Origin of the sequence: Streptomyces sp. NP-1717, assembly GCF_022695985.1 — a bacterium.
Lineage (GTDB): Bacteria > Actinomycetota > Actinomycetes > Streptomycetales > Streptomycetaceae > Streptomyces.
This window is the reverse complement of sequence record NZ_JAAPBF010000009.1, coordinates 1-26,977: the sequence shown is the minus strand read 5'-3', so window position 1 is coordinate 26,977 and position 26,977 is coordinate 1. Positions and strand designations below refer to the sequence as shown.

The 26,977-nt window shown below is 71.5% G+C and carries 23 protein-coding genes; 19 read left to right on the top strand and 4 right to left on the bottom strand.

The window, feature by feature from the left end:
* Positions 1–61 precede the first annotated feature (61 nt).
* The 10 genes from GXP76_RS03360 (at position 62) to GXP76_RS03315 (ending at position 11,690) form a co-directional block, all read left to right on the top strand.
* Positions 62–1,288: an FAD-dependent monooxygenase gene (locus GXP76_RS03360; RefSeq protein ID WP_242569879.1), complete on the top strand. Its 1,227-nt coding sequence runs from the start codon at positions 62–64 to the stop codon at positions 1,286–1,288.
* A gap of 88 nt (positions 1,289–1,376) precedes the next feature.
* Positions 1,377–2,027 carry a phenazine biosynthesis FMN-dependent oxidase PhzG gene (gene phzG / locus GXP76_RS03355; RefSeq protein WP_242569878.1) on the top strand — a complete coding sequence of 217 codons (651 nt, stop codon included), beginning with the start codon at positions 1,377–1,379 and terminating at the stop codon, positions 2,025–2,027.
* Between the two features lie 18 nt (positions 2,028–2,045).
* Positions 2,046–2,552, top strand: a complete 507-nt coding sequence (locus GXP76_RS03350) for a PhzA/PhzB family protein (protein WP_242569877.1) — start codon at positions 2,046–2,048, stop codon at positions 2,550–2,552.
* Positions 2,553–2,693: 141 nt separating this feature from the next.
* Positions 2,694–3,674 (top strand): RNA polymerase sigma factor SigJ, encoded by a 981-nt coding sequence (gene sigJ, locus GXP76_RS03345; protein WP_242569876.1) that lies wholly within the window; start codon positions 2,694–2,696, stop codon positions 3,672–3,674.
* A gap of 16 nt (positions 3,675–3,690) precedes the next feature.
* Entirely contained in the window at positions 3,691–5,808 is a 2,118-nt protein-coding gene (locus GXP76_RS03340; RefSeq protein WP_242569875.1) for an MMPL family transporter, read from the top strand.
* Positions 5,809–6,059: 251 nt separating this feature from the next.
* Positions 6,060–6,521, top strand: coding sequence for a PhzA/PhzB family protein (locus GXP76_RS03335; protein ID WP_242569874.1), 462 nt, complete (start codon positions 6,060–6,062; stop codon positions 6,519–6,521).
* A 45-nt stretch (positions 6,522–6,566) separates the two neighbouring features.
* Positions 6,567–7,739: a 3-deoxy-7-phosphoheptulonate synthase gene (locus GXP76_RS03330; protein WP_242569873.1), complete on the top strand. Its 1,173-nt coding sequence runs from the start codon at positions 6,567–6,569 to the stop codon at positions 7,737–7,739.
* 164 nt (positions 7,740–7,903) lie between these two features.
* Positions 7,904–8,527: an isochorismatase family protein gene (locus GXP76_RS03325; RefSeq protein ID WP_242569872.1), complete on the top strand. Its 624-nt coding sequence runs from the start codon at positions 7,904–7,906 to the stop codon at positions 8,525–8,527.
* Positions 8,524–10,539 (top strand): anthranilate synthase family protein, encoded by a 2,016-nt coding sequence (locus tag GXP76_RS03320; protein WP_242569871.1) that lies wholly within the window; start codon positions 8,524–8,526, stop codon positions 10,537–10,539. The genes GXP76_RS03325 and GXP76_RS03320 overlap by 4 nt, the downstream gene beginning before the upstream one ends.
* Positions 10,540–10,865: 326 nt before the next feature.
* Complete coding sequence (locus tag GXP76_RS03315) at positions 10,866–11,690, top strand: tautomerase family protein (protein WP_242569870.1); 825 nt, start codon at positions 10,866–10,868, stop codon at positions 11,688–11,690.
* Positions 11,691–11,873: 183 nt separating this feature from the next.
* Here the strand turns inward: GXP76_RS03315 and GXP76_RS03310 are convergent, their stop codons facing one another.
* Positions 11,874–12,791 carry an aromatic prenyltransferase gene (locus GXP76_RS03310; protein WP_242569869.1) on the bottom strand — a complete coding sequence of 306 codons (918 nt, stop codon included), beginning with the start codon at positions 12,789–12,791 and terminating at the stop codon, positions 11,874–11,876.
* Between the two features lie 171 nt (positions 12,792–12,962).
* Positions 12,963–14,612 (bottom strand): prenyltransferase/squalene oxidase repeat-containing protein, encoded by a 1,650-nt coding sequence (locus GXP76_RS03305; protein WP_242569868.1) that lies wholly within the window; start codon positions 14,610–14,612, stop codon positions 12,963–12,965.
* 794 nt (positions 14,613–15,406) lie between these two features.
* Between GXP76_RS03305 and GXP76_RS03300 the strand changes: the two genes are divergently transcribed.
* The 4 genes from GXP76_RS03300 (at position 15,407) to GXP76_RS03285 (ending at position 18,893) form a co-directional block, all read left to right on the top strand.
* Positions 15,407–16,726, top strand: coding sequence for an alpha/beta fold hydrolase (locus GXP76_RS03300; protein WP_242569867.1), 1,320 nt, complete (start codon positions 15,407–15,409; stop codon positions 16,724–16,726).
* Positions 16,727–16,838: 112 nt separating this feature from the next.
* Positions 16,839–17,471: an MBL fold metallo-hydrolase gene (locus GXP76_RS03295; protein ID WP_242569866.1), complete on the top strand. Its 633-nt coding sequence runs from the start codon at positions 16,839–16,841 to the stop codon at positions 17,469–17,471.
* 90 nt (positions 17,472–17,561) lie between these two features.
* Entirely contained in the window at positions 17,562–18,341 is a 780-nt protein-coding gene (locus tag GXP76_RS03290; RefSeq protein WP_242569865.1) for an exodeoxyribonuclease III, read from the top strand.
* A gap of 111 nt (positions 18,342–18,452) precedes the next feature.
* Entirely contained in the window at positions 18,453–18,893 is a 441-nt protein-coding gene (locus GXP76_RS03285; RefSeq protein ID WP_242569864.1) for a DUF6278 family protein, read from the top strand.
* Between the two features lie 650 nt (positions 18,894–19,543).
* On the opposite strand, the gene GXP76_RS03280 is transcribed toward GXP76_RS03285, so the two are convergent.
* On the bottom strand, positions 19,544–20,287 hold the full coding sequence (locus GXP76_RS03280) for a hypothetical protein (RefSeq protein ID WP_242569863.1): 744 nt from the start codon (positions 20,285–20,287) through the stop codon (positions 19,544–19,546).
* A 274-nt stretch (positions 20,288–20,561) separates the two neighbouring features.
* Between GXP76_RS03280 and ggt the strand changes: the two genes are divergently transcribed.
* The gene (ggt, locus tag GXP76_RS03275) at positions 20,562–22,343 is read left to right on the top strand and encodes a gamma-glutamyltransferase (RefSeq protein WP_374359743.1); all 1,782 of its coding nucleotides are present in this window, start codon (positions 20,562–20,564) and stop codon (positions 22,341–22,343) included.
* Positions 22,344–22,568: 225 nt separating this feature from the next.
* Here the strand turns inward: ggt and map are convergent, their stop codons facing one another.
* Positions 22,569–23,336 (bottom strand): type I methionyl aminopeptidase, encoded by a 768-nt coding sequence (gene map / locus GXP76_RS03270; protein ID WP_242569861.1) that lies wholly within the window; start codon positions 23,334–23,336, stop codon positions 22,569–22,571.
* Between the two features lie 42 nt (positions 23,337–23,378).
* On the opposite strand from map, the gene GXP76_RS03265 reads away from it, so the two are divergent.
* From GXP76_RS03265 to GXP76_RS03250, 4 genes are all read left to right on the top strand, one after another.
* Entirely contained in the window at positions 23,379–23,630 is a 252-nt protein-coding gene (locus GXP76_RS03265; RefSeq protein WP_242569860.1) for a helix-turn-helix domain-containing protein, read from the top strand.
* 44 nt (positions 23,631–23,674) lie between these two features.
* Entirely contained in the window at positions 23,675–24,055 is a 381-nt protein-coding gene (locus GXP76_RS03260; RefSeq protein WP_242569859.1) for a PPOX class F420-dependent oxidoreductase, read from the top strand.
* A 228-nt stretch (positions 24,056–24,283) separates the two neighbouring features.
* Positions 24,284–25,903, top strand: coding sequence for a hypothetical protein (locus GXP76_RS03255; protein ID WP_242569858.1), 1,620 nt, complete (start codon positions 24,284–24,286; stop codon positions 25,901–25,903).
* Positions 25,904–26,159: 256 nt separating this feature from the next.
* Positions 26,160–26,977, top strand: an 818-nt coding sequence (locus GXP76_RS03250) for a nitrilase-related carbon-nitrogen hydrolase (protein ID WP_242569857.1), incomplete at its 3' end; no start/stop codon positions are given.

Here is a 26,977-nt window from a genome sequence, read left to right as displayed (position 1 = left end):
GTGAACTCACCTTCCGCCGGGCGGAAGTCCCCGGAGCCGACGGGGCCGAGGGGGAGAAGCGATGACGCCCGTCCTCATAGCCGGCGGCGGGATCGGCGGGCTGACGGCCGCACTGAGCCTGCACACCGCGGGCATCGACGCCGTCGTGCTGGAGAGGGCCCGCCACATCGAGCCGCTCGGTGTCGGGATGAACCTCCTCAGCCACGGGGTCCGCGAGCTGACCGAACTGGGCCTCGGCGACGACCTCGCCGCCCTCGGTGTCGCCACGGCCGAGCACGTGTACTGCGACAGTTCCGGCGACCAGCTCTTCGCCGAGCCCCGCGGCCTCGACCAGGGCTACCGCTGGCCGCAGTACTCCGTCCACCGGGGCGAGTTGCACCTGATGCTCCTGGAGCGGGTCCGTGAACGGCTCGGCCCCGACGCCGTGCGTACCGGCACCCGGCTGCTGGACTTCACCGAGGGGCCCGACGCCGTCCACGTCCGCGTGGAGGACCGCGGGACCGGCGCCGTCGAGACGCTCGACGGCGCCGCGCTGATCGGTGCGGACGGGCTGCACTCGGCCGTCCGCGCCCGACTCCACCCGGACGAGGGGCCACCGGTCTGGTCGGGCCACCGGATGTGGCGTGGTGTGACGAAGCTGGACAGGCCGTTCCTGACCGGCACCTCCATGGCGATCGTGCGGGACGGCGACGCGTCGCTGGTGGTGTATCCGATCGGCAGGGACCGGATCAACTGGGTCTGTCTGGTACGGGTCGCCGAGCCGGCCCCCCTCCCCGGGGGCGGCGCCGTCGACGCGGTCGACGACCACCGCACGGCCGCGCTGGAGGATGTGCTGCCGTACTACGAGAGCTGGTCGATGGGCTGGCTCGACGTGCCCGATCTGCTGGCGCGCGGCGACCACATCCTGGAGTACCCGATGGTCGACCGCGACCCGCTCCCCGCCTGGGGCCGCGGCCGTGTGACGCTGCTCGGCGACGCCGCCCACCCGATGTATCCCGCCGGGGCCAACGGCGCGTCACAGGCCGTACTCGACGCGCGCGTTCTGGCCCTTGAGCTGGCGCGGGCGGACGGTGACATTCCGGCGGGGCTCGCCGCGTACGAGAGCGCCCGCGTGGAGGCGACCACGGCCGTCGTCCAGGCGGGCCGTGCGATGGAGCGCGCCGGCACGGCCATTCCGTGGAACCGCGGCAGCCTCGCCCGTATGGCGGAGATGTACCGGCAGATGGCCGCCGACGACATCGCCGCGCTCAACGGCCGTCCCTCGTTGACACCGCCCGGCCGGCCCTGACGCCGCTCGCGACGCGTGCGGGCCACCGAGCGTCGACCGGGGAACGAAGCACGCGCAAACGCGCCACAACGTATCGGAGGTACCACGGGTGAGTCTGATCAGGAGTGCCAGCCAGAGCGAATCCCTCACCGGGTCGCTGGACTTCGTCTTCAAGGAGTACGACGACGCGCCGGCGGACCCGGTCCCGGTGCTGCGAGACTGGCTGGCGTACGCGTACGCGCAGGATGTCAGGGAGCCGAAGGCGATGGCCCTCGCCACCGCGAACGCCGCGGGTCAGGCATCGACCCGGATCGTCGTGCTGAACCGCGTGACGGACGACGGCTTCGTCTTCGAGACGCACGCGACCAGCCGCAAAGGGCGCGACATCGCGGAGACCGGCTGGGTCTCCGGAGTGCTCTACTGGCGGGAGACCGGCCAGCAGATCACCATCAGCGGGCCCGTCCGGCAGCTGTCCGACACCGAGTCGGACGCGCTGTGGCACGCGCGTCCCCCGGCCGCCCACCCGATGACCACCGTGTCGCGCCAGAGCGAGCCGCTCGGGGACAGGGCGGCCGTGCTGGCCGAGGCCGAGCGGCTCCATGACGTGCCAGGACCGCTGCCGCGCCCCGAGCGCTACCGCGGTTACCAAGTGGCCGCGGCCCGGATCGAGTTCTGGTACGCGCGCCACGACCGGCTGCACCAGCGGCTGAGTTACGAGCGGACCGCCGACGGCTGGGTGGCGACCCGGCTGCAGCCCTGAGCCCCACCGGGAGACATCATGACCTCCGCACGCTCACCCCGACCCGGCACCGCCGTACCGGTGTTCACCGATCAGCACGACTTACGGGCCCGCAACCGGCGGGCGGTGGAGCGGTACATGGAGACCGGCGCGGAGGCCCGGTCGCGCAGGCACCTGCTCTACACGGAGGACGGCACCGCGTCCCTCTTCAACACCGACATCGGCCGGCCCATCGTCGTCAGGGGCAGGGAGAAGCTGGAGCGGCACGGCGTCCTCTCCCTGGAGGTACTGCCCGACTGGCGGTGGATCGACGTATGCATCTACGAGACGCAGGACCCGGCCGTCATCTGGGTCGAGTGCGACGGTGAGGGAACGATCCGCTTCCCCGGTTATCCCGAGGGGCGCTACCGCAACCATTTCATCCACGGGTTCACGCTGAGTGACGGCCGGATCGCGGCCAGCCGCGAGTACACCAATCCCATCGAGCACATGCGTGCCCTCAGCATCGAGACACCGCACATCAAGCGGGACTGGATCCCTTCCTGACCTGGCCTTTGGCCGGCCCTTGGGTCCCGGTCGGGTCGGCACCGTCAAGCATGTGACGTGGATCACATTCCTGGAATGGATGTCACACTCCGGCCGCCCGGACAGCTCTCAGGTCTGAACGCAACCGCGACGGGAGGCCTCATGACGCAGCACCCCCCGCCAGGCTCACAGCCGGCCATCTCCGATGACGGCCCCGGGCCGGCGGCTTCGGATCCGGTGACGAACACCGCGACACAGGTGTTCAACGAGCACCGCGAGCTGCTGTTCTCCATCGTCTACAACATGCTCGGCGGCATCGCCGACACCGAGGACGTCCTGCAGGAGACCTGGCTGTCCTGGACGAACAGGAACCGGGCACCGAACGCGGAGCCGATCGACAGCCCGCGCGCCTACCTGGTGCGGATCGCGGTGAACCGGGCACTCGCCCACCAGGCCGCCATCACCCGCCGCCGTGAGACGTACACCGGACCGTGGCTGCCCGAACCGCTGGTCAGCTCCCTGCCCGAGGCTCCCGTCGCCGACGACGCCGCCGATGTGGCACTGCGCACCGAGTCGGTGTCGATGGCGCTGATGGTGATCCTGCAGACCCTCACCCCGCTGGAGCGCGGGGTGTTCGTCCTGCACGAGGTGTTCGGCTACGCCCACACCGAGATCGCGGAGATGCTCGGCCGCAACCCCGCCGCGGTCCGCCAGCTCGCCCACCGCGCCCGCGAGCACGTCCACGCCCGGCGCCCCCGCTACAAGCCCGCGCCGCAGGTCCGGCAGCAGGTGACCGAACGGTTCCTGGCCGCCGCGCTCGGCGGTGACCTGGACGCACTCCTGGAGATCCTCGCGCCGGACGTCGTCATGTGGAGCGACGGCGGAGGCAAGGCCCAGGGTGCGGTCGGCCTCCGGCCGATCCGCGGCCGCGACTCCGTCGCCCGGCTGCTCGCCGTCGTCGCCCCCAGCTCCGGCAAGGCCCTCAGGATCGCCTTCCGCAGCGTCAACGGCGACCCGGCGGTTCTGCTGCTCGCCGGCGACGCCCCGTACGCCGTCGTCGTCGTGGATCTCACGCCGGAGGGCGACCAGGTGTGCGGCATCTACGCCATCGCCAATCCCGACAAGCTCTCTCACGTCGACTGACAACCGAGGAATTCACATGTTGCGAAAACTGGCGTCCCTACCCAGTGGCAGGAGGGCGAAATGGGTTGTCCTCGCCCTCTGGGTCGTCCTGCTGATCCCCGCCGTCCTGCTGGCCGGGAAGCTCGGCGACGTGCAGGAGAACGACAACTCGGCCTGGCTGCCCGGTGACGCGGAGTCGACCGCCGTCGTCGAGCGGGCCGAGAAGTTCCAGGCCACCGACACCGTGCTGGCGCTCGTCATCTACGACCGGCAGGACGGCGTCACCGCCGCCGACATGGCCAAGGCCCAGGCCGACGTCGAAGCCTTCCAGGGCGTCGAGAAGGTCGTGGGACAGCCCCAGGGCCCCTTGAAGTCCGAGGACGGCAAGGCCATCCAGACCGTGGTCCAGGTGCAGAAGGACAAGAGCGGCTGGGACGGGATCAACAAGGTCGTCAAAGAGATGACCGACGTCGGCAAGGCGGACGCGGACGGGCTCGGGTTCCATGTCACCGGACCCGCCGGCTACGCCTCCGACTCGATCGACGCCTTCGGCGGCGGAGGTGGTCTGACCGCGATCACCGCGGCGGTCGTGGTCGTGATCCTGCTGCTCACCTACCGCAGCCCGATCCTGCCCCTGCTCCCCCTGCTGACCGCCGGCGGCGCCCTGATGACCTCCGAGGCGGTGATCTACCTCCTGGCCAAGCACGCCGGACTCGTCGTCAACACGCAGACGAGCTTCATCCTGACCGTGCTGGTGTTCGGCGCAGCCACCGACTACGCGCTGCTGCTCACCTCGCGGTACCGGGAGGAACTGCGCAGGCACGAGGACCGGCACGAGGCGATGGCGGTGGCCCTGCACCGCTCCGGTCCCGCGATCGTCGCCAGCGCCGCGACCGTCGCGGTCAGCCTGATGCTGCTGATGCTGGCCACGCTCAACTCCACCAAGGGGCTCGGACCGGCCAGCGCCGTCGGCATCCTCGTCGGACTGCTCGCCATGGTCACCCTGATGCCCGCGCTGCTGGTCATCTGCGACCGGTGGGTCTTCTGGCCGGTGAAGCCGGTGTACGGATCGGCCCCGGCGGCCAAGGAGGGCGTCTGGACCCGGGTCGGCAACGCCGTCTCCCGCCGGCCCCGCATCGTGTGGATCGGCACCGCCCTCGCCCTCGGCGTCATGGCGATCGGGGCGTTCGGGCTCAAGTCCGACGGGCTCTCCAACAAGGACCAGTTCACCAACAAGCCGCAGATGGTCGTCGGCGAGGAGATCAAGAACAAGCACTTCCCCGCCGGAGCGGGCGACCCCGTCTACGTCGTGGCCAAGGCGTCGTCGGCCGAGCAGGTGAGCACCGCCCTGGCCGACGTACCGGGAGTCGCGGGCGTCTCGGAGCCGGTGGTCAAGGGCGACGAGGCCTTGATCCTGGGGGAGCTGGAGGACTCTCCCACCAGCACGAGCGCCATGGACACCGTCGACCGGGCCAGAACCGCGGTCCACGGGGTCGACGGCGCGGACGCCGAGGTCGGCGGCAACACGGCGATCATGCTCGACACCCGGGAAGCGGCAGCCCACGACTCCAAGCTGATCATCCCGATCGTGCTGGTCGTGGTATTCCTGATCCTCGCGCTGCTGCTGCGGGCGATCGTCGCACCGCTGCTGCTCATGGCGACGGTGGTGCTGTCGTTCGCGGCCGCCATCGGGGTGAGCAACCTGGTGTTCGAGCACGTGTTCCACTTCGCCGGGACGGACGCCAACTTCCCGCTCCTGACCTTCGTGTTCCTGGTCGCACTCGGCATCGACTACAACATCTTCCTGGTCACCCGGGTACGCGAGGTCGCACTGGAGGAGGGCACCCGGCGCGGCGCCCTGATCGGTCTGTCCACCACCGGCGGTGTGATCACCTCGGCGGGGCTGGTGCTGGCCGGCACCTTCGCGGCGATGGCCTCGCTGCCGCTGGTGTTCGCGGCCGAACTCGGCTTCGCGGTGGCCTTCGGCGTACTGCTGGACACCATGATCGTCCGCTCGGTGCTGGTCACCGCGCTGACGCTGGACGCCGACCGCTGGATGTGGTGGCCGAGCGCGCTGTTCCGGCGTCAGGACGTCCCCCGGCCGCCGCTGGAAGAGGACAAGCGCGACCTCGAACCGGCTCTCAGGGGTAGGTGACCCCCGGCCCTGCCCCACGACGGTGGCCCTCCGCACACGCCGGCCGCGTGCGCGGAGGGCCACCGTCCGTCCGCACCGCCGGACCCGGCGGACCGCACGGGTCCGGCTTCCTGCCAAGAGCTCCCCAAGTCCGCTGACACAGGGTGGTACCCCAGCCGGGCCCGCCTCGTGGACCGGCCGCTCGCGCCGTTCCCACGAGCGGTCCGGCACGGCATCGGTCCCACCCTCGGCAGTGGAAAGTGAGGCGGCTCATGTCCGACGAGACAGAGGTACGCGAACACAACCGCGCGGTCGTCGCGCGGTACATGAACACCCGTGGCCAGGACCGTCTGGAGCGTCATCTGCTGTTCACGGAGGACGGCACCGGCGGTCTGTGGACCACCGAGACCGGCGAACCCATCGTCATCAGCGGCCGGGACAGACTCGGTGAGCACGCCGTCTGGTCGCTGAAGTGCTTCCCGGACTGGGCGTGGACCAACGTCGAGATCTTCGACACGCAGGACCCCGACCGGTTCTGGGTGGAGTGCGACGGCGAGGGCCGGATCCTGTTCCCGGGCTATCCGGACGGCCACTACCGCAACCACTTCCTGCACTCGTTCCTGTTCGAGGACGGCAGGATCAAGCAGCAGCGCGAATTCATGAACCCCTGCCGGCAGTTCCAGGCGCTGGGCATCGAGGTTCCCACGGTCCGCCGGGAGGGCATCCCGACCTGATGCCCGCCTCCCGACCGTAGATCCTCGACCACGCAGGGGGAGACCGTGCATACCGAAGTCCAGAACATCCTCGCGTCACCAGCCCTCCAGCAGCCCCGGTGGGAGGACCCCGGCCCGGTGAAACGGGTGCGGGACACCCTCGCCGCCTCCCCGCCGCTGGTCACCGCCGACGGCGCCGCACGGCTGCGGCGCCTGCTCGCCGACGTGGCCACGGGCGGAGCGCATCTCCTCCAGGCCGGCGACTGCGCCGAGGACCCGGCCGAGTCGACGCCGTACCACGTCCGGCGCAAGACCGCGCTGCTGGACGCGCTCGCCGACACCGTGGCCACGGTCACCGGGGGACCGGTCCTCCGGGTCGGACGGCTGGCCGGCCAATTCGCCAAACCCCGCTCCAAACCGGTGGAGCAGGTGGGCGGCAGCACCCTCCCCGTCTTCCGCGGCCACATGGTCAACCTGCCCGAGCCGGACGCCGAGAGCCGGCGCCCGGACCCGGAAGGCATCCTCCGCTGCTACCGGGCCGCCCAGGACGTGGTGCGGGAGCTCGCCGCCGTCAACAGGGGCCGCCCGGACGCCGAACACGTGTGGACGAGCCACGAGGCGCTGCTCTTCGACTTCGAGGCACCGATGCTCAGGCCCGCGGGCGCCGGCCGTCTGTACCTCGGCTCCGCGCACCTGCCGTGGATCGGTGAGCGGACACGCCAGCCGGACGGCGCCCACGTCCGTATGCTCGCGGGCATCGTCAACCCGGTCGCCTGCAAGGTCGGTCCGGGCACGACGACCGAGGACATCACGGCGATCGCGGCCCGGCTCGACCCGCTGCGGCTGCCGGGCCGGCTCGTCCTGATCGCGCGCATGGGCACCGGATTCGTCTCCAGCCGACTGCCCCCGCTGGTGGAGGCCGTACGGGCGGACGGACACCCCGCGATCTGGCTCTGCGACCCCATGCACGGCAACACCATCACCAGCCCCGGCGGGCACAAGACCCGGCTGCTGGACGCGATGACCGCCGAGGTCCACGGCTTCGGCGCCGCCATGGCGGCGGCCGGCGGCGTCAACGGCGGCCTGCACCTGGAAGTGACACCCGACGACGTCACCGAGTGCGCCGCCGACGTCTCCGGGCTCGGCACGGTCGGCGACCGGCACACCAGCTTCTGCGACCCCCGGCTCAACCCCGGCCAGGCCCTGCGCCTCGTGTCGGCATGGACCACGACGCTCTGAGCGACCGCCGCCCCGGGCCGTGTCCGGCACAACCCGCCTGGCCGGCGGCGCCCGGCACGGCCTGGTGCCGGACACCCGGGTGCCCGCCCGGCGGCGCCCCTTCCCATCCGGATCCCGTCTCCCCCCACCGACCTCGCAGCCCCCTGCCCGAAAGGAGCCGACCGGTGGTTGGCATACCCGTCATCACCCCGTACGCCATGCCGACGGCGGACAGCCTGCCGGCCAATGTGGCCGCCTGGACACCGGACCCCGATCGCGCGGCTCTGGTGGTCCACGACATGCAGCGCTTCTTCCTCCGCCCGGTGCCCGAGCCCCTGCGCTCCCAACTCATCGACAACGCCATGCTGTTGCGCAAACGGGCCGCCGAACTCGGCGTACCCGTCGCCTACTCGGCGCAGCCCGGCGGGATGACCCGGCAGGAGCGCGGGCTGCTCCGTGACTTCTGGGGCCCGGGCATGCTCACCGCCGCCGAGGACCGGGAGGTCGTACCGGAACTCGCCCCGGCCGACGGCGACTGGCTGCTGGTCAAACGGCGCTACAGCGCCTTCTTCCGGTCCGACCTCCTGGAGAGGATGCGGGCCGCGGGCCGCGACCAGCTCGTACTGTGCGGGGTCTACGCCCACATCGGCCTGCTGGCCACGGCGATCGACGCGTACAGCCACGACATCCAGGTGTTCCTGGCCGCCGACGCCGTTGCCGACTTCTCCGCCGAACGGCACCGTGTCGCCCTGGACTTCGTGGCCCAGCGGTGCGGCATGGTCGTCCCGAGCGCGGAGCTGTTCGGATGAACGCCCGGCACACCGAGCGCCGGGCCCCGGGACCCGGCGCCAACCGCGTACCAGGCGCCACCGGCGTACCGGGCGGGCGGCGCGAACCCGATCTGCTCGACCGGGTCCTGGCCGCGCCCGCACCGCCCGACTTCGCACTGCTGCACCGGCCGGAGTCGGGCACCCCGGGCACGGTCGACCTCCTGATCGGCGACGTCTCGCACCCCGCCTCGCTGGACCGGCTGCCGCTCCCCGTGAGGGATCCCGCACACCCGCCGGCCGCCACGACACACGGCGCACTCGTCCTGGTGCCCTACCGGCAGCTCGCCGAGCGGGGTTTCGAGGCCCCGGACGACGGGGCACCCCTCATCGCCCTCACCGTCACGGAACAGGCCGTGCTGCCGCTGGCCGAGACCCTGTCCCGGCTGCCCGGCACCCCCGTCGCCCTGTCAGGGCAGCGCTTCGACCTGTCCGACGACGAGTACGCCGAGGTGGTACGGCGCGTCGTGGCCGAGGAGATCGGCACCGGCGAGGGCGCCAACTTCGTCATCAAGCGCACGCTGCTGGCGGACCTCGGCGGCGAGCCGGCGCACACCGCGCTGGCCGTCTTCCGGCGGCTCGTCGCGCTGGAGCCGAGCGCCTACTGGACGTTCGTCGTCCACGTGAACGGCCGGACGTTCGTCGGAGCCACCCCGGAGCGCCATATCTCGGTGCGCGAGGGCCACGCCGTGATGAACCCCATCAGCGGCACCTACCGCTACCCGCCCGGCGGCCCGACCATCGACGGCCTCACCGCGTTCCTGGGTGACCGCAAGGAGACCGACGAGCTGTACATGGTGCTCGACGAGGAGCTGAAGACGATGTCCCGCATCTGCGAGGACGGCGGCCGGCTCACCGGCCCCGCACTCAAGGAGATGGCGCGGCTCGCCCACACCGAGTACTTCATCGAGGGACACACCCGACGGGACGTACGGGAGATCCTGCGCGAGACCCTGTTCGCGCCGACCGTCATGGGCGGTCCGGTGGAGAGCGCGGCCCGGGTCATCGCACGCCACGAGCCGCAGGGGCGCGGCTACTACAGCGGAGTCGCCGCGCTGATCAGCGACGAGCCGTCGGGCTCGCGTTCGCTGGACTCGGCCATTCTGATCCGCACCGCCGACATCGCGCCGGACGGACGCCTGGCGCTCGCCGTCGGGGCGACCCTGGTGCGCCATTCGTCCCCGGAGGCGGAAGCGGCGGAGACCCGGACCAAGGCCGCCGGGCTGCTCGACGCCCTCGGCGCGGACCCCGCCCCGGACTCCGCCGCCGATTCGCCCGCGGGGCCGGATCCCGCCGTCGCCCGCCGCTTCTCGGACCATCCCGTCGTACGGGACGCCCTGGCCTCCCGTAACACCGGCATCGCCGACTTCTGGCTGGCGTCCACGGCCGTCCGCCCGCCGGCCGTGCCCGAGCTGGAGGGGCTGAAGGTCCTGGTGGTCGACGCGGAGGACGCCTTCACCGCCATGATGGTGCGGCAGTTGGAGGCACTCGGACTCACCGCCGAGGTGCTGCGCTACGACGAGCCGTACGCCCTCGACGGGTTCGACCTGGTCATCATGGGACCCGGTCCGGGCGACCCCCTCGCCGGCGGCGATCCGAAGATCGCGGCGCTGGACGCGGCCGTGGAGAGGCTGCTGGCCGACCGCATCCCCTTCCTGGCGGTCTGCCTGAGCCACCAGGTGCTCAGCCGCAGGCTCGGCTTCGACCTGTCGCGGCGGGCGGAGCCCAACCAGGGCGTGCAGCGCTCCATCGACCTCTTCGGCCGACTTGAGCGGGTCGGGTACTACAACACCTTCGCCGCCGTCAGCCGCACCGCCCACCGCGACGTGCCGGGGGTGGGCCGGGTACGGGTCAGCCGGGACCCTGCCACCGGGGAGGTGGACATGCTGCGCGGCCCGCACTTCGCCTCGTTCCAGTTCCACGCCGAGTCGGTGCTGACGGTCGACGGCCCCCGTCTCTTCGCCGACGCCCTGCGGGGCGTGCTCGACAGCTGAGGCACGCCAAGGGGGACGCGCACCCTCGCTTCCGCGCGTGGGTGCGCGTCCCTGTCCGGCGGGGACGAGGAAGAGACTCCCCGCTCCGGGCCGCGGTGCGGCGGTTCGGCTTCACCTGTTGGGGCGAAAAGCACTGCGGGGCCCCTGTCGGCGCCGGTACGCGCGGCCACCGGCGTGATCATGAAAACCCTCGCCCGCGGCCCGCACGGCGCCGACGGCGGGGGAGCGGTCGGGCACCAGGAGAAATGAACACCCCGGTCGGCCTGTCGCGTCGGGTCGCTCACGCGCACGACGCCCCGGGCACCCGAGGTGGAGAGGAACGTCTCATGCCCTTCGTCGATATCACCTTGGCCCGTGGCAAGTCCGACGAGTACCTGAGGGGTGTCTCCCGTGCGGCGCACGACGCACTGGTCGAGGCGTTCGGTATGCGGCCGGACGACGACTTCCAGCTCATCCACCAGCTCGACCCCGGCGACATGGTGTTCCCCCGCACGTTCCGGGGTGGTCCGCGGACCGGCGACTGGATCGTATTCAGGATCACCGATGGTTCCGACCGGGGCGAGCAGGCCAAGCGCCGGTTCTACCGGGCGCTCACGCGGCTGCTGCGGGACGGGCCCGGCGTCGACCCGCAGAACGTGTACGTCATGACGACGGTCACCGCGCCGGAGAACTTCTCCTTCGCCGCCGGGGTGATCGGCACCGACCAGGCCGCCGCCGAGTCACTGGCGGGGGAGGCCCGCCCACGGGCCGCCTACACCGCGGACGAGCTGGCCTACGCGCTCTCCTCGCTGTTCACCGACCGCGAGAGCGGCCTCGCCCGCGTCCTTCCGATGCTCGCGCACGACTTCGTCCTCATGGTCCCCTCCTCTCTCCCCTACGGAGGGACGTTCACCGGGGCCGAGCCCTTCACCGAGCTCTTCTCCGGCACCCCCGGCGCCGGGAAGGTCTGGGAATCCTTCGACTCACGGGTCGAACGCGTCCTGCGGGGAAGCGACCACCTGACCGTGCAGCTCACCAATACCGGAGTCCTCAGGGCGACCGGCAAGAAGGTCGTCTTCGAGAACCTCTGGCTCTTCGACACCGCCCACGGACGCATCACCCGGGCCCAGCTCTACGCCGACACCGCCGTCGTCACCAACCCGGCGGGCTGACGACCGCCGCCGGCCGCACTGCACATCGCGGCCGTCTTCATCCGGTGCGCCCGGTGGTCCGAAGGACGGGCACCGGCCCCGCCGTCCCGCGCCGCCCGGGAGTGCGGCCGGAGCGAACTCCCGGGCCGGGGGGCGGGGCACGACAAGTCCCGGAAGCGGGTCCGAGCCCGCGCCGGACAGCTCTTACTCTTCGAGGGCGTCGAACGCCTTCACCAACTTCCGCTGGTGATCGCTTATCTGGTAGTACGAGCCGAGCTTGATGTATTCCTTGGTGCGCGAGACGGCGAGACCGTAAATGAGCGTCCGGCGCTCTCCGGCATACGCGTACGGCGCGTTGTTCGCGTACTTCGAGAACAGCGCGGCATCCGATTCGACCCGCGTGGGTGCCAGCGTCGGATCCGTGCTGATGACGGCGAAGCAGATCCGCTCGATCCTCGACGAGTCCCAGCTGAGGGTCGGATAGACCGCGAACGACTTCCGTACGAACTCAAGGCCCTCCTCGCTCGGCTCCCGCAGCCCCATCTCGCGGAGCATCGACCGGACCGTCTCCGGTTCGAGGGATCCGGCCGGAATGTCGCCGCAGTAAAGATTCACCTGCTTGCGCTGGTAGTCGATCGAGATTCCCTGCACCTTGTCCAGGCCGTATCGCGTGAAGAGATCGAAATTGTCCGCCACGGACGACGGCATGGACGGCACGGCGACCAGTTTCGACAGATCCAGCAGGTCATTGATGGGGAAGGCCGCGTAGGTCTTCTTGAAGCCGCCGGAGACCTCGCCGTCGACGCCGTACATGGCGACGGGGCACCGCTCCCCGGTGTCCGTGAGCAGCGAGGCGATGGGATGGTCCGTCTCGGCGACGATGCCGGTCGACGGACCGAAGGCGTACGGATCGACGTCGCCCGAAGGCACCGTGAAGCTGAAGTCGAGCTCCGCGGAGTGGTCGCCGCCGGACATCGAGAAGACGATCACCGAGTCGGCGAGTGCGTCCTGGTAGGCGGTCAGGATCGGCAGGATCTTCTGCCGTGCGCAGGTCAGGTCGAGCAGCCCAGCGGCTCTCTCCATGGCCGAGTAGACGCGTTCGACGTCAGCGGCTCCGGACATTGAATCCCCCACGTGTCGGTCTTGGATGTCTGCTTGGACCGGGCCGGCCGACCGCCCGTGTACGAGGAACGTCACCGTGGTCGCTGCCGGCGCCCGGCGCTCTCCAGTCTGGTTCCGCACCTTGGCCCGTACTGTGCGGCGAGTTGGCGCCGGCTTGGTGGCCGCTCGCGGTCAAGCCACCCCCTGGAGCGGGGCCGCCGCGTCCTGAACCCGCGAACGGACATGGCCGAAGGCGAGGAGCACGGGAATGTCGGTGAGGACCGGCAGGTGGTAGGAGAACGGGCGGGGGCCGACCATGTCGGGCGGGCCGCCGTAGCCGCCGTCCGCCTGCTGCCGCGCCAGCAGCCAGGACAGGGCGCGCCCGACGGGCCGCGACTCGGTGCCGTGGCACAGCGTGATCAGCCCGTAGGCGGTGCTGATGTCGTCGCTGGGATCGCCTGGCTGCATGCCCCAGCCCCCGTCGGCGTTCTGCGTGTCGTACACCGACCGCTCGATCCGCTCGGCCACACCGGCTGTACGGAGGTCGTGCGGGTGCGCGGTGGACGCGGCGAGACGCGCGCGGAACATCGTGTGCAGGCGGCTGCGGCTCCACCCCGGCTCGAAACCGCCGTCGGGCAGCTGGCTGTCGGCGAGGAACGCCAGCGCGCGCTCCCGCGCGGGCGCGGTGGAGGGGTGCGGCGCGAGCGCGTTGACCGCCGCGGCCGTCATGCACGGCTCCGAGGAGGCGCCGGCGACGTACGTCGGGAACCCGCCGTCCCCGCCCTGGACGGCCAGCAGCGCGTCCACGCCGCGCCGCACGGTGCCGCCGTAGCCGACCGGATCGATCTCCTGGAGGAGCTCAAGGACGCACGAGGTGCAGTCGACGTCGTTCTGCGCCACGTCGGGGCCGATGGACCAGCCGCCGCTGAGCGTGGCGCCACGGGAGAGGGAACGGCACAGGGCACGCCGTGAGCCGTCGACCTCGTGGGCGGCGAGCATCTTCGCCATGGCCCGGGGCACGTCCGGTCCGGCGCCGGCGGCGACGAGGGCTATCGCCGCTGTCGAGGTGCACCAGTTACGCATCTCCAGCACGAACGGGAAGCCGCCGTCCGCGCGCTGGTGCCGCAGCAGTGTCTCCAGACCGCCGCGCACCGTCGCCTCCTGCCCGGGAACACCCGCGAGCGCGTGCAGCGACAGCAGGTCCAGCAGTACGTACCCCTCCCACACCGTCGCCGCGGGTCGGACGGCGGTCAGCGTGCGCAGCGCGGCGTCGGTGGCCCCGTTGCTGACCCCCGTGGCGGAGGCGAGGATCAGCGTCACGGACGCCTGCTGGACCGCCGCCCAGGAGTGGATGGGATCGGTGGGAGCCCGCTCGCCGGCCGACGGTACGACACCCGGCGGCAGCGGGCAGCCGAGCACCGAAAGCACCGCGTACAGCATCCGGCGACGGCGGGCGGAGATGAACTCCGGCGCGGCGCCGAGCAGGGCGTCGGTCAGTTTGTCGATCAGGTCGGCGTCACCGGCGGACGCCCTGTCGGCGGCCCCCGCGACGGCGAGCGTGGCGAGGACGCGGTCGAACTCCTGCGGCGTGTCGAGGTGCGCCTTGAGAAAGGCGAGCGCGCGGTCCCGGGCCGGTGAATTCACACCGGTACGTGTCATGAGTGTCAGCGCGAGCGAAGTCTCCAGCACCCGGCTCCGGCATTCCTCGCGTATCGCGCCGTCGGGACCGGCCCTCCCGCTGACATGTGCGATCAGTCCGGATGTGGCCCGGCGGACCTGGTCCGGGGCGACTTCCGCGGGCCACGGAATCGGCGCCGAGCGCGGTGAATTCGGTGATCTCATGCCATGCTCCTGTCTGGATGCCTGAGGTCGGTGATGAGTCGCGAGCCATGACCGCCCGGTCGGCGACAAGCCCCGGGAATGGCGCGTCGAATCGCGAACGGATCGCTCATCGGGGTGACGGCGGTACGCATGCGCCGCGGGAATTCAATGGGGCGGTGTCCCCGGACAGTTGGCGCTCCATACCGCGAAGGTTCGGCCACGGAGCTTGGTCGGCACTGTTCCGCGACTTGGCGCCGGCTTGCGGGCACGTCACGGCGGCGACGGCCGGATTCGGTGAACGGAAAGACGGTGAAAGGAAAGACGTGAGCGGAAGGCCGGTGAGTGAAGACCGCCGGTGAGCGGAAGGCCCGTGTCCGGGAATTGCCGGATCACATCGGCCGCGAAATGTTTTCCGGGCGTTCTTCCGGGCGTTCCCAGAGGCGTTCCGCGTCGCCGTTCACCGGCCGGTCGACCACGAGGGCGCGATCGCCGTGCGGGTGCGTGCGCGGCGCGCCGCCGCGGGCGGCCGCGCCCCACCGGCGGGCCGTGTGGAGGATCCAGGGCCTGTCTTTCGGATCAGGCAGGATCAGGGAGCGGGGTCTGGTGCGTGCGATCGCAAGGCGGAGGAGGGAGGCATGGCGGGAGCCGTGCCTCCCTCCTGCGCTGTCAACGCGGCGAACGTGCGTGCCAGGGACCGCGAGCCCGGCAAGATCCGAAAGACAGGCCCTACGTCCGGCGTCCCGCACTTGGGGAGGTCCGGCGGGTCTCCCCGACCCCCTCCCGTGCGAATCAACGGGATGTGGGAGCGTGAGCGGGTGAGCGAGACGACCACGAAGACCTTGCAATACCGCGTCGACGGGCCAGAAGACGCACCGACCCTGATCCTGGGTCCCTCTCTCGGCACCACCTGGCACATGTGGGACAGGCAGACGCCCGAGCTGGCGAAACACTGGCGCGTACTCCGTTTCGACCTGCCCGGTCACGGCGGCGCGCCCGCCCACCCCGCCACCGGTGTGCCCGAACTGGCCGACCGCCTCCTCGCCACGCTCGACGGGCTCGGCGTGCAGCGCTTCGGCTACGCCGGCTGCTCCATCGGCGGCGCGATCGGCGCGGAACTGGCACTGCGCCGCCCCGACCGGGTGGCCTCGCTCGCCCTGGTGGCCTCGTCCCCCCGGTTCGGTACGGCGGACGAGTTCCGCCAGCGCGGCGTCATCGTCCGTACGAACGGACTCGACCCGATGGCCCGCTCGGCGCCCGAGCGCTGGTTCACGGCCGGTTTCGCCGCCGCGCAGCCCGCAATCGTGGAGTGGGCGGTCCAGATGGTCCGTACGACCGACCCGGGCTGCTACATAGCCGCGTGCGAGGCGCTGGCGGCCTTCGACGTACGGGCGGAGCTGGGCCGGATCGGCGTGCCGACGCTCGTCCTGGTCGGCGCCGAGGACAAGGTCACCGGCCCCGCCGAGGCCCGCACCCTGGTCGCGGGGATACCGGACGCCCGGCTCGCGCTGGTGCCGGGAGCCTCGCACCTGGCGCCCGTCGAGCAGCCCGCCGCCGTCACGGACCTGCTCGTACGCCACTTCTCCACCGCCTGGCAGAACCCCTCCGACACCTCGACCGGTCTGACGGTGCTGCCCGACTGGGCCACCTATCCGGGTCCGGGGACGCCCGCGGGACCGCCGACCGTGTCGCCGATGACCGCCCCCGTCGCCGAGATCGCCTCCGCCGAGCAGCCGCAGGCCGTCGCCGCCATGCGCCCGGATCAGTACGAGGCGGGCATGCGGGTCCGCAGGGAGGTCGTGGGCGACGCCCACGTCGACCGGGTCATGGCCGGCACGGACGGCTTCGCCGGCGACTTCCAGGAACTCCTCACCCGCTACGCCTGGGGCGAGGTGTGGAACAGGGAGGGCCTGGACCGCCGCAGCCGCAGCTGTGTGTCGCTGACGGCCCTGGTCGCGGGCGGTCACCTCGACGAACTCGCCGTCGAGACCAGGGCGGCCCTGCGCAACGGGCTGACCCCGGCCGAGATCAAGGAAGTACTGATCCAGGCTGCCGTCTACTGCGGCTTCCCGGCGGCGACCGCGGCGTTCCGCGTCGTCGGCGCGGTCGTCCAGGAGGAGACCACCCCCGAGCACTGAGCGCCGCCGCTCCCGTTTGCTGTCGTGGTGGCGCGTGTCGACCATGGAGGTGCGACATCGGTGGTGGTCGTACGGAACGCCGTCCAGGAATCCGCAACACGAGGTGGTCACGGTGAAGCTCACCAAGAAGTCCCACGCCTGCGTCCGGCTGGAGAAGGAGGGGCGGACGCTCGTCGTCGATCCCGGTGTCTTCAGTGAGGAGGACGCGGCGCTCGGCGCCGACGCCGTCCTGATCACGCACGAGCACCCCGACCACTTCGACGAAGGGCGGCTGCGGACCGCCCTCGAAGCGGACCCGGCCACCGAGATCTGGACCCTGCGCAGCGTCGCCGAGCAGCTTTCGGCGGCCTTCCCGGGGCGCGTGCACACCGTGGGGCACGGCGACACGTTCGCCGCGGCGGGCTTCGACGTGACGGTGCACGGCGAACTCCACGCGGTGATCCACCCCGATCTGCCGCGGGTCACCAACGTCGGCTATCTGGTGGACGGTTCGCTCTTCCATCCCGGCGACGCGTTCACCGTCCCCGGCGTTCCCGTCGAGACGCTGATGCTCCCGGTGCACGCGCCGTGGAACAAGATCTCCGAAGTGATCGACTACGTACGCGAGGTCGGGCCGCGGCGCACCTTCGACATCCACGACGCGCTGCTCACCGATCTCGCGCTGCCTCTGTACGACGGCCATGTCGGCCGCCTCGGCGGCTCCGGCCACGCCAGGCTGGCGCCCGGTGAGTCCACCGACGTGTGAAGCCGCCGGGTGTGAGGCCACCGGCCCGTGACGCCGTCCCGGTGATCGCCGGAACGGTCACTGTCAGACCTCGCGGATAGGCTGTCGTCCATGCGCATCGCCACCTGGAACGTCAATTCGATCACTGCCCGGCTGCCGCGTCTGCTGGCCTGGCTGGAGAGCACGGGCACGGACGTGCTGTGCGTCCAGGAGACCAAGAGCACCCTGGAGCAGTTCCCCGCGGACGCCCTGCGCGAGCTGGGTTACGAGTCCGCGGTCAACGCGACCGGCAGGTGGAACGGAGTGGCGCTGATCTCGCGCGCCGGTCTCGACGACGTGGTCAAGGGCCTGCCCGGCGGCCCGGAGTACGAGGGTGTCGAGGAGCCCCGCGCGATCTCCGCGACCTGCGGCGACGTCCGGGTCTGGTCGGTCTATGTGCCCAACGGCCGCGAGGTCGCGCATGATCACTACGCGTACAAGCTGCGCTGGCTGGAGGCGCTGCGCGCGGCGGTGGCCGAGGACAGCGCGGGGGACAGGCCGTTCGCCGTCCTCGGTGACTTCAACGTCGCGCCGACCGATCAGGACGTGTGGGACCCGGCGCTGTTCGAGGGCGCCACCCATGTCACCCCCGCCGAGCGTGCCGCTCTGGCCGCTCTGCGTGAGGGCGGTCTCTCCGACGTGATGCCGCGACCGCTCAAGTACGACCAGCCGTACACTTTCTGGGACTACCGCGAACTCCGGTTCCCGAAGAACCGGGGAATGCGGATCGACCTCGTCTACGGCAACGGGCCCTTCACCGCCGCCGTCAAGGACAGTTATGTCGACCGTGAAGAGCGCAAGGGCAAGGGTGCTTCGGACCATGCTCCGGTCGTCGTCGATCTCGACCTCTGATGTTCCGGAGGCCGGGCCGGCATCGTCGGGTCTGGCCCCGGGCATTCTGCCTCTGATACCGCCCGCGTGCCCTGAGGTGCGCGGGTACGGGGAAATGGCAGGCTGAGTGGTATGAACATCCCTTTCTTGGACAACTGGCGCAAACGCAACGGTTCTGATGAGGGGGCGTCGTTGGCATCCGTCGTCGGCAGTGACGCGGAGGGCGTGGCCGAGCTGCTCTCGGAGTGCGAGCTGCTGCGTGTCCGGGCAGGGCAGTCCGGTCTCGAACTGGACGATTCCCCGGCCTCGTTGGAGGCGCTGGACCAGCTGCCGCCGCTCTGGCGCGACGACCCGGAGGAGCTGCCCTGGCTCGGCAACGACGCGGGGCTGTATCTCGGTACGGTCATCGTGCGTACGGTCGAAGGGGCGGCCTGGCACATCTGGCCCGGCGGTCACCCCGTCGTACGGCTCGTCTCCGGCCGGGAGATCCAGGTCGTGGAGGCCGGTCTGGACTGGGCCGTCAGTGGCGCGCCGGAACTGTCGCAGGTGTACGCGGAAGCGGCCGAAGCGTGAGACCGGCCCCGCCCCCTGGACGTTAATACGGCTTATGCCCGATTTATGCGTGTCGGGTGTGAAGTCCCTTATCGGGCTGGATAGTTTGCGCTGACCTCGACATCGCCGAGAACGGGGAGGGCAGCGCATGGCCGTCGACCACGGTCCGACGGGCAGTCCGCGGCGGGAGCCGCGGCCGATTCCACCACCGACCCCCACACCACCGACCGGATGCCCCGGTCCGGGAGTCCGGACGCGCGGACGAGCTCATCGCGCCGAATCTGGACTACGATCTGTCGTTCATCCCCATGGTGACGGTGGTCTCGACGGCAGAGACCACGGATGCCGCGCCGGCCTCGGGTGCCACCCGGGAGTCCGTACGCGTCCGCCGTGCCCCGCCCACGCGGGGATGGTCCCGCCGCCGCCCGAGGCGCGGTAGCTCAAGGGACACGGCCCGCCTCCCGTTTCACGCGGGGGGACCCTCTGGCAGCAGCCGGAGATCACTTCTCGCGCCGCGGGACCGACCGGCACCACGGGTCGGACGTGGACGGGGAGAAGGTCAGCTGCGCGCCGGGAGGGCCGTGCTCGACATGGAGCGGGCCCCGTCGTCATCACGTACGACGAGGGTGCCGCTCTTCTCGTTTCCCGTCGGCCGCGCACCGGGCCGCCCCTCAGCCGCTCGCCCGGTGCGAGGTGCGCACGACGGGAGCGGGCTCCTGCGCCGCCCTGGTGACGTCCGAGACCAGTTCGACCACATCGGGGCCGTACGCCTGCGAGTTGACCACCTTCAGCAGCAGACAGAACGAGTCGCGGCCGTGCTTGCGTGACAGCTTCTCGTGGTGCCTGGCCAGATAGCGCGACGCGGCCTGGTTGGTGATGGCCCGCTGCCCGCAGAAGAGGAAGACCGGCCGGGACTCCTGGCCGGCGGTCAGGCGCGCCAGGATGACGTACTCCGCGACGCCCGGCTCCGCCCGGTAGCGCTCGCTGCCTATCTGGAAGGCCCCGCGGTCCGGGCCGGGATCCGGATCGGTGTTGATCTTGACGCCGGGCAGCAGCGAGGACAGATGGGCGGCCATCCGGCGGTTCGACGCCGGACCGCCCAGACAGAACTCCGTGCGCTCACCGAACCCCTGCTGGGCGGAGTCGTGCTGGACTATCTGCGCGTGCGCGCCGCAGTCCTTGATCAGCGCGGACATCTCCAGCAGCGCGAAGACGTCGTGGCGGTGGACGGCGCCGTCGCCGCCCGCCTCCCGGTTGACGACCAGCAGACACTCGGAGTTGCCCGGCAGCCCGAAGAACGCCTGCTTCCTGCGCAGCTTCCGGCGCCAGAGATAGGTCCGGGCCATCCAGCCCAGAGCGGCGCTGATGCCGGTGGCGAGCACCCCGAGAACGATGTTGCGTATGTCGTCTGTCATGGGCGCGCATGTTAGCGGGACGACGCGGTCCCGGACATGGCGCACGGAGTTCACGGGCCGAGGGTGCGGCCCCTCCCGCGGTCGAGGACGGACCGGCGGGCGGACCGGCGGGCGGACCGTCCCGATGAACCATTCATTTCATCGCACTAATGCTTCTGGCGGGGCGCGAGCGGTGAAGTTACGCTCCGCGGACGGACGTCCACCGGAGGTACAGATGCGCCGCCCCGCCGCACGCACCGCACGAAACGTCTCGGTCGTGGCTCTCGCCGCCGCCATGCTCTCGATCGGCGCCGCGGCGCCTCCGACGGAAACACCCGCGAAAGCACCTGCGAAGGCACCGGAGAAGACCCCCGCCAAGACCCCCGTCGCCGTCGGCTACGGCGGGGCGGTGTCGAGCGTCGACAAGGACGCGTCCGCTGTCGGCATCGAGGTCCTGCGACGCGGTGGCAACGCCGTGGACGCCGCGGTGGCCACCGCCGCCGCGCTCGGTGTCACCGAGCCCTACTCGGCCGGTATCGGCGGGGGCGGCTACTTCGTCTACTACGACGCCCGCTCCCGCTCCGTGCACACCATCGACGGCCGCGAGACCGCGCCCAGGTCCGCCGACGCCACCCTCTTCCAGGAGGACGGCAAGCCGATCCCCTTCGCCGAGGGAGTGACGAGCGGACTCAGCGTCGGTACGCCCGGTACCCCGGCCACCTGGGAGCGAGCGCTCGACTCCTGGGGCAGCACATCGCTGCGGCAGTTGCTGAAGCCCGCCGAGCGGCTGGCGAAGGACGGCTTCACCGTCGACGAGACGTTCCGCTCGCAGACCGCGTCGAACCAGGCCAGGTTCGCCGACTTCCCGGCCTCGGCGGAGCTGTTCCTGCCCGGCGGCGAACTGCCGGTGACCGGTTCGGTCTTCAAGAACCCCGACCTGGCGCGTACGTACGCGGAACTGGGCAGGCACGGCACCGGCGCGCTCTACCGGGGCGACCTCGCCCGCGACATCGTGCGCACCGTCCGCACCCCGCCCGTCGACCCGGACGCCACCCGCAAGGTGCGGGCGGGCGATCTGACGACCGGCGACCTGGCCGCGTACCGGACGAAGCGGCAGGCGCCGACGAAGATCTCCTACCGGGGGCTCGACGTGTACGGCATGGCGCCGTCGTCCTCCGGCGGTACGAGCGTCGGCGAGGCGCTCAACATCCTGGAGAGCACCGATCTGGCCCGGGCCACGCAGAAGCAGTATCTGCACCGCTTCATCGAGGCGAGCCGGATCGCCTTCGCCGACCGGGGACGCTGGGTCGGCGACCCCGCCTTCGAGGACGTCCCCACCAAGGGCCTGCTGTCGCAGCGCTTCGCGGACTCGCGCGAATGCCTCATCAAGGACGACGTGGCCCTCACGAGCCCGCTCGCGCCCGGGGACCCGGCGAACCCCGTGGACTGCGCGCCGGGCGGTACGGCGGCGCCCACGACGTACGAGGGGGAGAGCACCACCCATCTGACGACCGCCGACAAGTGGGGCAACGTGGTGGCCTACACGCTGACCATCGAGTCGACCGGCGGCAGCGGCATCACCGTGCCCGGCCGGGGCTTCCTCCTCAACAACGAGCTGACGGACTTCTCGTTCGCCGCCGCGAACCCGGCCGTCCACGACCCGAACCTGCCCGGCCCCGGCAAGCGGCCGAGGTCGTCCATGTCGCCGACGATCGTGCTCGACGGCCGTGACCGACCGCTCCTGGCGCTCGGCTCACCCGGCGGCGCGACCATCATCACCACCGTCATCCAGACGCTCACCGGCCATCTGGACCGGGGCCTGCCACTGGTCGACGCGATCGCCGCACCCCGCGCCAGCCAGCGCAACTCCGCGACGACGGAGCTGGAGCCCGGTCTCTACGACAGCGCGCTGCGCGGCCAACTCGAAGCACTGGGGCACGGGTTCACCAGGAACCCGGAGATCGGCGCCGCGACGGGCGTCCAGCGGCTGCCCGACGGCCGCTGGGTCGCGGCGGCGGAGAAGGACCGCAGGGGCGGCGGCTCGGCGATGGTGGTCCACCCGGCGGACCGTCCCTGACCCGCCGGACCGCGATCGCGTGACGGGCCCGACCCCGACACGGACGGGCCCGTCACCGACAGACAGGAGTCTCAGAAGGCGTGCGGACCGAAGCGGCCCCGGGCGACCACGCCCGCCGGTGGCGGCCACCGGGGTCAGGACCTCCGCGACGCCTGCGTACGGCGGGAGTGCCAGCCGCCGCGGGCCCCGCCCTGCGGGCGGACGGCGCTACATCGCGGACACGCCCTAGAGCAGCGTCAGGATCCGCGGACCGTCGTCGGTGATCGCGACCGTGTGTTCGGCGTGGGCCGCGCGGCTGCCGTCCGTCGTACGGATCGACCAGCCGTCGCGCGCCGTGTAGTGGTCGTCGGTCCCGCCCGCGATCAGCATCGGCTCGATCGCGAGGACCATGCCGTGGCGCAGCGGTACGCCCCTGCCGGACCTGCCCTCGTTGGGGACGCCCGGGTCCTCGTGCATCGCGCGGCCCACGCCGTGGCCGCCGAAGCCGTCCGGGATGCCGTACCCGGCCCCGCGGCAGACGCGGCCGATCGCGTGGGCGATGTCACCGACGCGGTTGCCCACGACGGCGGCCGCGATGCCCGCGTCGAGCGCCTCGAAGGCGGTGTCGACGAGCCGGGTGTCGGCTGGGCGCGCCCGCCCCACGGTGAAGCTGACCGCCGAGTCGCCGACCCAGCCGCCCGAGGAGGCTCCGCAGTCGACGCTGACGAGGTCGCCGTCGCGCATCGCGTAGTCGTCGGGGATCCCGTGCACGATCGTGTCGTTGACCGACGCGCAGATGACGGCGGGGAACGGGACCGGCGCCCAGTCGGGGCGGTAGCCGAGGAAGGGCGAGCCGGCGCCCGCCGCGCTCAGCACCGCGCGGGCGGTGCCGTCCAGTTCGCGCAGGGTCACGCCGACGGCGGCCGACTCCCGTACCGCGGTGAGCGCCTGGGCGACGATCCGGCCCGCGGCGCGCATGGCGTCCAGGGACGCGTCCGTTTTGATCTCTACCATTCCAATAACTATACCGGTCGGTAGCGGTATTACAATGACGGTATGGTACGCACTCCACTGACCCCGGAAGAGCGCGAGCGCGGCGAACGGCTCGGCCGTCTGCTCCGCGAGGCGCGCGGTCCGCGCAGCATGGTCGAGATCGCCGCCGTCTCCGGGCTCTCGCCCGAGACGCTGCGCAAGATCGAGACCGGCCGGGCCCCGACGCCCGCCTTCTTCACGGTCGCGGCGCTGGCCGGAGCGCTGGGGCTGTCCATGGACGAGATCGCGACGGCCTGCTCGCCGATGCCCGCCTGATCCCGGAACCCATCCGTCCGGTGGCGCGGCATAGTCTCGTGCGCATGACTCTCGACGCGCTCCGCCGCAGCCGCTACGTCAGCCTCACCACGTACCGGAAGGGCGGCACCGGGGTGGACACCCCGGTCTGGCACGCCGTGGACGGCGGCGTGCTCTACATCTGGACCCGCAGCGACTCCTGGAAGGTCAAGCGGCTCCGTCACAACAGCCGGGTCGTCGTCACGGCGTGCGACGTGCGCGGGCGCGTCGCGCCGGGCGCCGCGACCGCCGAGGGTACGGCCCGGCTGCTCGAAGGTGAGGAGGCCGCCCAGGTCAACAAGTTCCTCGCCCGCAAATACACCTGGCAGTTCTGGCTCGTCGCGAAGCCGGCCGCGCTCGTACGCCGCGGTAAGCGCGTGCACACCGGAATCGTCGTGAGTTTCTGACGCCTCGTCGGCGCGCCGACTTGTGAAACAACCTTGAGCCGTAACCACATTTTTTCCTCGGAAACGTGACGTCGCCCACTCGATGAGCACATACTTGAGTGATCGCACCGCACCGTGCACGACAATCCCGCGTAGCCGTCACGTAACACGGCTGCGGTTTCATGCCGGCGGGGCCGAACAGTTGGCTCAAAAGCGGTACGCGGCAGGGCAGGGGCGGGAAAGACAGCGATGACTAGGCACGAACTTCCGGCGGAAATAGGGGCTTTCGCGCGGTACTTCCGCGGGATGACGGCGCTCCTCGACCCGGACGGCGGCTGGTACGCCGTGTTCAGGCAGCGGGACCCGGAAGGGCTCAGGGCCTGCTTCGACGGTGCCGAAGTACCGCCCTGGGACGTCGTGGAGTCGCTGCTCCACGACCTCGCCGCGAGCCACGAGAACCGGCCGGTCGACCGCGAGACGGCGCGGGCGGGGAGACTGCACGCCGCCTCCGCCGCGGCACACGACCGGCTCCCCGGCGGCCCCGACTCGCTGGGTGAGCGGCTGCGGCTGATGCAGCACGAACAGGCCACGGCGGCGAGCCGCGCCGACGAGGTGATGCGCCGCCTCCGACTGGTCGGCGAGGGCTCGCCGGAGGCCGACCAGCTCGAATACGACCTGGCATGGGTACGCGACGACTACGCGCGCGCCACGGCCCGCTGCGCCGAACTGCGAAAGCGCCTCGCGGCGGTCGGCGAGCCGCCGAACGCGGCCGCCGCACACCCCTCGCGCCCCGCACAAGGCGAATCCGCGCCACGCTCCGCCTCGCCCGCGCACGCCGCGCAGGCCGGCCCGGAGTACGGCTCCCCGGAGGCGAGACCCGCAGCCGCCGACGGGTGGTACCGGGCCGAGGAACCGATGGTCGACGACCGGTCGGTTTTCGGCCGTCCCGACGGCGGCCGTCCCACCGCGCCCGACGACTGGTTCCGCCCCGAGCCCGCCCGCACCGGCGGGAGCGGTGGCGACGGCGGACGCGACTTCGAGGGCCGGGGCGGCCCCGACGGCCGCCGAGGCGCCGACGACGTGAGCGACACGGGCTCCAACCCCGCGGTGGGCCCCGAGGATTCACAGGAAATGGCCCAGGTGCCCGGCCAGCGCCGTAAGCAGCGCAAGCAGCGCGGCGCGCGCTTCGCCTTCACCGAGGGCACCGATCCGGCGGTCGCCCCCCTCGTACCGCCCGCCGCCACCGCACCGCCGCGCGGCGCCCGCTTCGGCGGCTCGGCGAACTCCGAGCGGACCACCGCCGACGGGCCCGACAGCGGTCTGACGCGGGAACAGGCCGAGGCGCGCCGCGCCGCCCTCGACACGGTGGCCGTGCTCGTACGGCTGCGGGCCGCCGGCCGCAGCGGTGAGGCGCACGTCGCCCTCTGCGAGGCGGCGGCCAGACCCGCCGAACAACTGCCCTTCCTCGCCGCCGAACTGCACCGCGCCGAACTCGGCGCCGACTGGGCCTCGGTGCTGTGGGAGGCGTCGTCCCTGCCGCCCGACCGGCTCGCGGCGGCGGCGGGCGCGCTCGCCATGGCCGGCCGCGACGCGGACTGCGGGGTGCTGCTGCGCCAGGGCGTCTCCCGGCCCGCCGAGGACATCGCCCAGGCGGCCGTCGCTCTCGGCGACGCCGGCCGCGCCCAGGAGGTCCAGGCGCTGCTCGGCGCCTTCGTCCGCGCCCGTACGCCCGAGGACACGGCGCGCATCGCGGCGCTGGACCCCTCGCGCCTGGTCCCGTGGCTGCTCGAAGCGGCGCGAGGCGTCTCCACCGGCCACGAACGCGATCTCGCCCGTGCGCTGCGGAGCGCGGGCAAGGGCGGCGCCTGACGCGGACGGGTCCACCGGGCCCGCAACCCGGCCAGGCCGCTTCGGCGACGGCCCCCGGGCGCGCTGTCGACCGGGTGGGTGCGAATCATGATCGACTCCGCGGCTTCACAGCGATGGTCTTGCCCCGGTGGGACAGCGGGCTTAGGTTCTCCTCCTACGCACCGTGTCTACGGGCGTAGAAAGCGCTCGAACCGCGCTCGGAACGCGCTCGTGAAACGCCCAGCAAACGCTCGACCTTCCGCCGAAGGAGCAGCTCGTGGCCAGAGTCGTACGCGCCGCACTCGTCCAGGCGACCTGGACCGGCGACACCGAATCCATGATCGCCAAGCATGAGGAGCACGCCCGCGAGGCGGCCCGGCAAGGCGCCAAGGTCATCGGTTTCCAGGAGGTGTTCAACGCCCCCTACTTCTGCCAGGTGCAGGAGCCCGAGCACTACCGGTGGGCCGAGGCCGTCCCCGACGGACCGACCGTGACCCGGATGCGGGCCCTGGCGCAGGAGACCGGAATGGTCGTCGTCGTGCCGGTGTTCGAGGTCGAGCAGTCCGGCTTCTACTACAACACCGCGGCCGTGATCGACGCCGACGGCTCGTACCTCGGCAAGTACCGCAAGCACCACATCCCGCAGGTCAAGGGCTTCTGGGAGAAGTACTACTTCAAGCCCGGCAACGCGGGCTGGCCCGTCTTCGACACCGCCGTCGGCAAGGTCGGCGTATACATCTGCTACGACCGGCACTTCCCGGAGGGCTGGCGCCAACTCGGCCTGAACGGCGCCGAACTGGTCTACAACCCGTCGGCCACCTCGCGCGGCCTCTCCAGCTATCTGTGGCAGCTCGAACAGCCCGCCGCGGCCGTCGCCAACGAGTACTTCATCGCCGCGATCAACCGCGTCGGCCAGGAGGAGTACGGCGACAACGACTTCTACGGGACGTCGTACTTCGTCGACCCGCGCGGTCAGTTCGTCGGCGAGCCCGCGAGCGACAAGGCCGAGGAACTCGTCGTCAGGGACCTGGACTTCGGGGTCATCGACGAGGTCCGCCAGCAGTGGGCGTTCTACCGGGACCGCCGCCCGGACGC